8 protein-coding genes are annotated in these 9,412 nt (G+C 49.4%); all 8 read left to right on the top strand.

The genetic code is table 11. The annotated features are described in order from the left end of the window. On the top strand, positions 1-1,621 hold a 1,621-nt coding region (locus ACK4IR_RS00320), incomplete at its 5' end, for a hypothetical protein (RefSeq protein WP_409871075.1). 166 nt (positions 1,622-1,787) lie between these two features. Beyond that, positions 1,788-3,326: a dynamin family protein gene (locus ACK4IR_RS00315; RefSeq protein WP_409871073.1), complete on the top strand. Its 1,539-nt coding sequence runs from the start codon at positions 1,788-1,790 to the stop codon at positions 3,324-3,326. Next, complete coding sequence (locus ACK4IR_RS00310) at positions 3,308-4,282, top strand: hypothetical protein (RefSeq protein ID WP_409871070.1); 975 nt, start codon at positions 3,308-3,310, stop codon at positions 4,280-4,282. Before ACK4IR_RS00315 ends, ACK4IR_RS00310 begins: the two co-directional genes overlap by 19 nt. Further along, positions 4,279-5,364, top strand: a complete 1,086-nt coding sequence (locus ACK4IR_RS00305) for a patatin-like phospholipase family protein (protein WP_409871067.1) — start codon at positions 4,279-4,281, stop codon at positions 5,362-5,364. The genes ACK4IR_RS00310 and ACK4IR_RS00305 overlap by 4 nt, the downstream gene beginning before the upstream one ends. Before the next feature lie 162 nt (positions 5,365-5,526). Beyond that, positions 5,527-6,939: a UbiA family prenyltransferase gene (locus ACK4IR_RS00300; protein WP_409871064.1), complete on the top strand. Its 1,413-nt coding sequence runs from the start codon at positions 5,527-5,529 to the stop codon at positions 6,937-6,939. Beyond that, the gene (locus ACK4IR_RS00295) at positions 6,936-7,343 is read left to right on the top strand and encodes a GtrA family protein (RefSeq protein ID WP_409871061.1); all 408 of its coding nucleotides are present in this window, start codon (positions 6,936-6,938) and stop codon (positions 7,341-7,343) included. Before ACK4IR_RS00300 ends, ACK4IR_RS00295 begins: the two co-directional genes overlap by 4 nt. After that, positions 7,321-8,679 (top strand): FAD-binding protein, encoded by a 1,359-nt coding sequence (locus ACK4IR_RS00290; RefSeq protein WP_409871059.1) that lies wholly within the window; start codon positions 7,321-7,323, stop codon positions 8,677-8,679. Before ACK4IR_RS00295 ends, ACK4IR_RS00290 begins: the two co-directional genes overlap by 23 nt. Further along, positions 8,676-9,410: an SDR family oxidoreductase gene (locus tag ACK4IR_RS00285; RefSeq protein WP_409871056.1), complete on the top strand. Its 735-nt coding sequence runs from the start codon at positions 8,676-8,678 to the stop codon at positions 9,408-9,410. The genes ACK4IR_RS00290 and ACK4IR_RS00285 overlap by 4 nt, the downstream gene beginning before the upstream one ends. The last annotated feature ends 2 nt before the right edge of the window (positions 9,411-9,412 follow it).

Below are 9,412 nucleotides of genomic sequence, written 5' to 3'. Positions count from 1 at the left end.
GCAACTCAATACCGAAGCGGCAAAAAATGTTGAGGAAACTGTGAAGAATATTGCAGATATCCTTGGCGGCAGAGATACCATTTATGCTCTGGTGAACAAAATTGATCAGCGTCGCAAGGGAGACATGACACCCGAAGAGGTACAGCAGTTTGTTAAGTGCAATTTTGAGATTGATGAGAGTCATGTCTTTGAAGTCTCTGCTCAAGCTGCCTTTTGTGCGGTCAGGTTTTTGGATCAAGTGGATCGTTGGCAAGGGGAGGATTGGCGTCACAAACCAGAGACTGAAGACTTAGCAAGGGAAGTTTGGGGAAGTCATTTCTGGGAAGAACACCTAGAAGACACTGATTTAGATGAATTGAAGAAGAGAGCAACAAAAATATGGGAAACCAAATCTAAATTCAAGCAGTTTTGTGATGGAGTAATTAGTGAGTTGGTAGCAATTGCTGCTCCAAAGCTAATCCAAGGTTCTTTACAGGCTTCAGATAACTTTCTTCAGGAGATGAGCAAAGAAGTCAACATTTATGTGAAAGCTTTACAAGGAGATATTAAAAAAATTGAAACAGAAGTTAATAACCTTGGGAAAGATACTGAACAGATAGGTAAAGTAGTCAATCTGAATTTAATAATCAACTCGAAAAAGGAGCAAATTAGGAAGATAATTGTAGATAAAGTCTCGGAATTAAATAGTAAGATTGATTCAAAATTAACAAAATTATTTCAAGAAGAGTTTTGGGAGCAAATAACTAAGGGATTTAGAGAGTCCTCAGCTGGCGATAAAGGTTCGGAGTCGGATCAAAATGTTATGCAACGTGTTGCTACTTTGGTGCAATTGCCGGTAAGGGTTATTGAATCTACAGCAAAAAACATTGCGTCTTCTTTACGTAAAGCTAAAAATTTCCTTATAGGAGGAAAAATTGAATTTAAGACAAAAGAGGAAGGTGAGCAATTTCGTCAAGCAGTATTTCAAATAGCATCCAATATATTCCAAGATGACTTTGAAAAAACTCAGGAACAAATAGATAAGATATTAGAGGAAATGGTTAAAGAAACCAATCAGGAAATTGATAGGAAAGCACGACCCATTTTGCAAAAGGCTCAAGAGCGCCTAGCGAAAAGTTTTGATTTGGATCTTTCCCATACCGCCTTTGAGAAAATAAGTTTTGGATTGGATGAAGGTAGTTCATCAGTAATTTTACAACAACAACAAACTGAAGAACGCAGAACACAGAGACGTCGCTCTTGGTGGTACTGGTTATGGTTAATTCCTTATGAAGTGGAAGTCTCCTATACTGTGATAACTTACTATCTAAAGCTAGAAGACTTGAAACAGGAAATAAGAGAACAGATTGATGAAGAAGTCAAAAAGCTACAGTCATGTGTCTTAGATGGTTACTTGGAGGGTCAGTTTCGTAAACAAGTTGAAGAATATCTAGAAAAGTTAAAGGAGTATCTTACACAATACCAAGGTATTCTTCAGCAAACCCTTCAACAACGTTATGAAAAAAGCGAACAGATTTCTGCCCGAATAAAGAAGGGTGAGGAATTCCGTCATGGCCTCAGTCAGTTAAGCGAGAAGCGAAAGAGTCTTCTAGACCGCGTGAACTATGTAATGACTAAGTGAGTGTTACCCTGCTGTCATTTTTTGCAGTTTGAGGTGCTAGGAAGGAAGCAGAACACTGACTAGACTACTTGCAGAGTTTATTAGGTTACCAGTTCAAAAGGTCTAGAACAACATGCAAAATAGGCTTAGGAATGAGATTAATTCTGAATAATCAACTATTCCTGCTATGAAAGAAAGCGAAGTTAGTTTAGTGGCACAGTACAAGGCGTTTCTAGTGGACTCTGTTAAGCTTATCTGGCAACTCGATCAGCAGGATATTTCTTTACCAGCTTTTTCAGATTTTTTGCGGCATACACCTGATGCCGAATCCCTTCTACGTCTAGCGGTTGTGGCGCCGATGAAAGCCGGCAAGTCCACGGTCATTAATGCCATCTTGGGTCAACCGTTGTTGCCCAGTCGGAATACGGCAATGACTGCTATTGCCACTGAAGTAATTCTTGACCCTCTGGCTTCAGAACCGGTAATCTACTTGCCACAGTCACTCCTAGAGGCTTTTGAAGCAGCCGTTGCTGCGGTGTATCGGCACAAAGATCAACAGGAGAAACTCCAGAAAGCCTATCCCCATTTAATGCCCCTATTTAAGGATATTGCTGAAGGGCGGGTTTTCTTTACGGATCGCATGTATGGCACGCACCAAGTGTACTACTATCTCCAGTTCTTGAACGATATGGTGCGCTTGACTAGTGTTTTGGCTCCCGAAGCTAATCCGGTCAAACGGATGGCACAGCTTCCGCAAATTCGATGCGCACCTTTTTTCCTGTATCAACGGCAACAATCTCCCTTCTGGAAGAAATTGGTCATGGTGGACACCCCCGGTTCCAATGAGGCGGGAGACAATCTAGAGATCAAGGACATCTTTGCCAAGCAACTGGAAGATAGTGATGCAGTGCTTGTTATCTTGGACTTTACCCAACTCCAAACCGAAGCAGCAGAGGCAGTTGCCACAACCGTACGCAATATGGTTCAAACGAAGGGAATTGAGAACGTTTATGTTTTAGTCAACAAGGTGGATCAGCGGCGGCGGGGGGATATGACACCAAATCAGGTTCGGGAACTGGCACAGCGTACCTTTGGGGTACAGAGCGATCGCGTGTTTGAGGGGGTGGCACGGCAGGCGTTCTTTGCGGCTCGCTTTTTGCAAGTTGCCCCCCACTTGGCGGCAGCAAGCTGGCGATCGGCACCCGAAACGCTAGAAATGGCAGAAGAACTCTTTGGTTTTGCTTGGGAAGAGGCGCTTGAAGAGGTTTCTAAGGAGCACTTTTGCCAACGGGTTGAAGAGCAATGGCGTGACTACACAGGATTTCCGCAGTTTTATGCCCAAGTGATTGATGGTCTGCTGGCGATCGCGGCCCTTAAAGACGTGCGTCATCACCTAGAGCAGATGATTCACAATCTGAACCAACTAATAGCTATTCTAGACACACAAGAAACACCGCCTAGCTTAGCGACTGAATTGCAAACCTTTGCCAGGGACTATGCTCGAAAAATTCAAGGGAGGCAGGCAGTCTCTTGTCAACCACTCATTGCCGGCTATCTAGAGCAATTTGCCCAAGCCGTGCTGGGGACAACCTCCCCTGATCCCCCACTGACACTCCAGAGATTCCAACAGGCTCTGTGGCAAGCAATCCAATTTGCCTGTCGTTTATCAGGTGCCCTTGATTCTCTGTTTACGCTGAGGGTTTCGCCATGGAATGGTTACAGTTAGAAACGCGCGTTCCCATTATCAAAGATCAACTGTTGGTGGACTTGGTGAATGGCATTCACATCAGCCAATCGCTGTTGAACTATCGAAAAAGTCGCGGCTTTTTTGGTCGTTTACTGGATGGGATTACCGGCCGTACCTACGCCCATGAAACGGAAATTGGCCAAAACTTGGTTAGAGGCCAGCAGGCATTGGTGGAGTTGACCACCGAGATCATAGACAAGTTGTCCTACACTGAATACGCTCTAGAGGTAACGCAACACTCTCTGCTGCAACTACAAGAGAGTCTAGAAGTGACCCAAAGCGTACTCCTTGAAAACCAGCAGGCGATCGCGCAGCAAGGGGAGCAGCTTGAGCGCCTCACAGAGCGACAGGACTTTCTCAAGCAAGCGCTGGTGAGACTCATTGGAATTTGCGATCGCAGGTTTCAAGAACAGCAGGAGTACTTGCGGCGCCTCGACCTCAGAATCAGTGCCCAAGAAGACTTCGAGCGCATTCTCAGCAGTTGGCGCAGTGGCAAAGCCTATGCCGATTTGCCCTTTAGTGTACAGGTGATGCTACTGGCGCGGGAAACCTTTAGCAGTACCGTGGGCTACTATGAGTATGACTGCGCAGGTAATAGGAGCACCTACCGAGAGCGCCTCTGCAACGAAATTCTCACTCACCTGCGCCATGATCTGCCCAAGTACTTTTTTCTCACCACCGATCTGTTGCAAGCAACCCTTGCGGCCACTGCTTCAAATGATCTCCCCCTCCTTCAGGATTTATTGTCAAGCCTCCGCTATAGCCATAAACAACCCCTAGCCTTCCTCATCAGCCAGCTCTACAGCAAACCGCAGTGGAATTTCCTCCCCTTGCCCAAGGGGACTCCTCACACCCTCGATGCTGAGGAAACTATCCAACGCCTCGTTGAAGAAACCCGCACCCTGACCCTTGCCCAACTGTCCTCCCCGCAATGAAACAGCTTCCTTCTCAACCAACTATTGGTTTAGTGCTTGCCGGTGGCGGTGCCAAGGGTGCCTACCAAGTGGGAGCACTGCGCTACTTGGCCGAACAGGGATTTGAGCCAACGGTCATTGCCGGCACGAGTATCGGTGCCTTAAACGGAGCACTCCTTGCAGCCTATCCCCAGTCACTCGAAGTCGGTGTTGCCCATCTGCAAAAAGTCTGGCGCGCCATTGGGAAAGCAGAAGTTCCTGCTGCCAATCCTCACTGGTGGGCAACGTTAGCCGCCTATGGGATGCAGGTGGCCTTGAGGGATGTCAGTCCTTGGCTCATCAGGCTGCTAGAGGTGACGGGAATTTTACCCCAATGTCGCTCCTTTTTTGACCCTCGTCCCATCGAAGAGATCATTCGTCATGAAGTGGACTACCAGCGGATTAAATATGGTCGCGAGCTGTGGATTACCGTGTTTCCCAGTTTCCAACTGCCTTTTTTGCGGAATCCCTTGTTGCAGCCTCTCATTGATCAATCCCGCGCTTGGTTTGGGACGCAAGCCGATTGGCTGCGGGCACAGGATTGCCCCGATGCCGAAACTTTTACCAATCTGCTATTGGCTAGCGCAGCGGTGCCCTATCTCTTTCCCCACCGAGAGGTTAAGGGTCAAGTCTATGTGAATGGTGCCCTAGCAGATAACGTGCCTCTAAGGGCGTTAGCGCGTCGTGGCTGTACCCATGCGATCGTCATTCATCTGGAGGATGGGTTTCATGGCTGGAGTCGGTACGAGTTCCCTGAGATGCAGATTATTGAAATTCGTCCCCAGCGTCTCCTCAATGAATCCAATACAGTGATAGTGGGTAACATCCAAAGTCTGTTGGATTTTCGTCCAGAGCGGCTACAAGCCCTTGAGGCTCAAGGCTATGCGGATGCCCAATACATTATCGAAGATATCTTTGGATTACTGAACTCGCTTGAGCGCTGCCATGAACAGCATCGCCGCCTTGAGGAAAGCACTCGTCGCCTGCAACAGAGAAGCGATCGCCTGCAAGCAAACACAGAGCAGCTCCGCCGTTTTCTAGAAAGCAAAGATCCCCAAAATTAAGCTTTTGCTTGGCACGGGAAGCTATCTCCAGAGGCAGCGGGCAGAAAGAGTCGGCGTCCTAGGGGGTAAACTGTTGTCAGTTCAGTGACAGTTTTGGGGGGAGTGAACACCTCCGAGGCGTTTTCTTGCTATTTCTTTAATGGAGCCTTCAAGTCGCCATCCATGAACGGGCTGTATCTTGTTGTTGATCTCGATCAGACGCTGCTAAAAACAGACATTCTTTTTGAATGTTTCTGGTTCTGTTGGCGCCAAGCTCCCCAAACGTGGCTCAGCATCAATTCTTGGAAGCGAGCACCGATAAAACGCCTCTTGGCAACCGCCTGCCCACTGGATGTTGCCACCTTGCCCTACAACCCTGAAGTCATTCAATATATTCAAGCTTGGAAAGCAAAAGGGGGAAAGGCGGCTCTGGCCACGGCTACGGATCAAATTTTGGCCGAAAAAGTTGCCGCTCACTTGGGTTTTTTCGATGCTGTCTACGGCTCCGACGGCCGGATGAACCTCAAGGGAAAAAACAAAGCACAGTTTTTGCTGGAGCGATTTGGGGAAAAGCAGTTTGTCTACATGGGGGATGCTGCTGCCGACTTACCCGTGTGGGCCGTGGCAGCCAAGGCAATTACGGTCAATGCGCCGCCAAAGCTGCGCAAGAAAGTCGAGCACCTCAATCCCAATGTGGAACACTTAGGGAGCGCAAAACGAAGCATTAAACCCTACTTGCAGGAAATTCGCCCCCATCAGTGGGTGAAAAATAGTTTGGTGTTTGTGCCCATGCTGGCGGGGCATCAGTTTAGCTTACCGATCTTTGGGAGTTCGCTGGTGGCGGCGGTTGCTTTTAGTCTTACGGCCTCCAGTGTCTATGTCTTAAACGATCTTTTGGATCTGCAAGCCGATCGCGCCCATCCGCGTAAGCGTCATCGCCCCTTGGCCGCCGGAGATATTCCCCTTGCCCATGGGATATGGATGCTTTTGCTCTTCCTTGGGGCGGGGATGGCGATCGCCACCCCCATCGGTTGGCCTTTTCTTGGCATTCTGCTGACCTATTACGGTCTCACAACGGCCTATTCTTTCTTCTTAAAGCGGCGGGTTGTCATTGACATTTGTACCTTGGCCGGCCTTTACACAATTCGTATTCTTGCCGGTGCGGTGGCCACCGGTATTTCCTTGAGTGTGTGGCTGTTGGCCTTCTCCATGTTTTTCTTCTTTTGCTTAGCGACCGTCAAGCGGCAAGCCGAACTGGTGGATCATCAAAGGCGTAAGGAACTCAAAACGAAGGGACGGGGCTACCACACCGATGATTTGCCGATTATCACCATGATGGCACTCAGTGCAGGTTATGTTTCGATTCTGGTGCTGGCCCTTTACATTAGCTCTCCCCAAGTTCGACTGCTCTACACCAAACCACAGTTGCTTTGGGGGATTTGCGGTATCCTTCTGTACTGGCTTACCCGAACCATTTTCCTCACCCATCGAGGGGTCATGCACTATGACCCCATTGTTTATGCAATTAAAGACCGCCAGAGCCAAATCTGTTTCTTGATCTGCCTGGTTCTCTTTATTTTGGGTAAGAGTTTATGAGGTTACAGACCCTCATTGTTCGCTATACGGCTTTTGCTGTGATTGCCAGCTTTGTGAATCTCTTTTCTCAGCGAGTCATCCTATTGATGGGGCAGAGCCTGCCTTATTTTGTAACCGCAGTGGTGGTGGGAACCCTTGGGGGGTTAGTCGTCAAGTACTATTTGGATAAACGCTGGATTTTCTTTGATCATAAAAAGGGTCTTCGGCACGACAGTCGTCAATTTAGTCTCTACGCGGTCATGGGAGTTTTCACAACGGCAATTTTTTGGGGATTTGAGACGGTATTTTGGCTGATTTGGCAAAGCCATTTCCTGCGGGAAATCGGTGCCATCATTGGTTTAACCATTGGTTATGTACTCAAGTATCACTTGGATAAGCGATATGTCTTCTCCCCTCACGGCTAAGGCCAAACTCAAAAAACTCAGCGGCTGGGGACGGTATCCGGTACAGACCTGCCAGGTGTATTCCCCACGCTCAGAAGGGGAGATTCTCCAGCTTCTTCAGCGTGGTCTGCCGCTGATTGCTCGAGGCAATGGCCGTGCCTACGGAGACAGCGCCCTCAATCGGGAAGCCACGCTCCAGATGAACCACTTCAATCGCCTCTTGGGATTCAACCCGCAAACGGGTCAGTTGATTGCCGAGGCAGGTGTGCTGCTGGCCGAGATTCTGGACATTTTTGTGCCAAGGGGTTGGTTTCCTTTAATCACACCGGGGACGAAGTTTGTCACGGTAGGGGGCATGATTGCTGCCGATGTCCATGGCAAAAACCACCACAAAGACGGCAGCTTCATGAATAGTCTGGACTGGTTGGATCTCTTAACAACGGAGGGACGGGTCTATCGCTGCTCCCCGTCGGCAAATCGGGATCTCTTCTACTGGACGGTAGGGGGAATGGGCTTGACGGGGGTGATTCTGCGAGCGGCCTTTCGCTTGCGTCCCATTGAAACGGCTTGGATTCGCCAGACCACCCATATTGCCCAAAACTTGGATGAGGTTCTCGATCTGTTTGAGACCTTTGAAGCAGTGACCTACTCTGTAGCTTGGATTGATTGTCTGGCGGGTGGCGCTCATTTAGGGCGCTCTGTGGTCATGCTAGGGGAACATGCCACCCGGGAGGAACTGCCCCCTAAATATCGGCAAACGCCCCTGCAAATTCCGCAACGACGCAAGGTCTCAATTCCGCTGGACTTTCCCAATGGTGCCTTGAATGCATTGACGGTGCGGGCGTTTAATCAACTGTATTTCCTCAAGAGTCAACGCAAAGCCGGCCAGTCCTTGGTGGATTGGGAGACGTTTTTCTATCCTTTGGATGGTTTGTTGGGGTGGAATCGCATCTACGGGCGACGGGGTTTTGTCCAGTTTCAGTGTGTTCTTCCCCTTGCCAGGGCACGGGAAGGCTTAGGGGCGTTACTGCACTGTACGGCGGCGGCAGGCGCAGGGTCATTTCTGGCGGTGCTGAAGAAGCTGGGGCATTCGCAGGGCTATTTTTCCTTTCCGATGGCGGGTTATACCCTGGCTTTGGATTTTCCCATGTCTCGGCGCACCCTCAAGGTGTTGGATCAACTGGAGGAGATCACCCTAGAGTATGGGGGGCGCTTTTATCTGGCCAAGGATAGCCATTTAAGTCCGCTGCGCCTGCGGCAGTCCGATGCGCGGGTAGAGACCTTTGTGCAAGCTAGGCAGGCTCATCGCTGGGCGGTGAATTTTGCTTCGGAACAGTCTTGGCGGCTCAATCTATGAAGGCTCCTGTCTTAATTTTGGGTGCAACTTCCGATATCGGGCGGGCGATCGCCCATCAATTTGCGGCTCAGGGTCATCCCCTTCAATTGGCGGCGCGGCAGGTGAACCGCCTAGAGCCGGATAAAGCCGACTTAGAAAGCCGCTACGGTGTACCCGTGAGTATCCATGAATTCGATGTTTTGGCGGTGGAAACCCATGCCGCCTTTGTTCAGCAGTTGCCCGAGCTACCTGCCGTTGTGATTTGTGTGGTTGGCTTTATGCCTGACCAAAAAGCCTGTGAACAAGAGTGCTCCCTTGCCCTTGAGGTGATGCGCACCAACTATGAAGGCCCGGCGCTCATTCTGAACCTATTTGCTAATCTATTTGAGAAACGGGGCTGGGGAACCTTGGTGGGCATTTCCTCAGTAGCAGGAGAACGGGGACGCGCCAGCAATTACTTTTATGGTTCCGCCAAAGCCGGGTTGACGGCATTTTTGTCCGGATTGCGGCATCGCCTTGCCAAATCAAGGGTACGGGTGCTAACCGTGTTGCCGGGCTATGTCAATACCCGCATGACCGAAGGTATGAAGTTGCCACCGCTGCTTACGGCTCAGCCCAAGGAAGTCGCCCAAGCCATCTGCACTGCCCTCAAAAAAAAGAAGGACGTGATCTACGTGCGACCCATTTGGCGCTGGATCATGGCGGTCATTCGTTCCATTCCTGAACCCCTGTTTAAGCGACTGTCTCTGTAGTC

Origin of the sequence: Thermosynechococcus sp. (assembly GCF_046299635.1) — a bacterium.
In the GTDB taxonomy this organism is placed as follows: Bacteria; Cyanobacteriota; Cyanobacteriia; order Thermosynechococcales; family Thermosynechococcaceae; genus Thermosynechococcus.
This window is presented reverse-complemented; position numbering and strand designations above follow the sequence as displayed.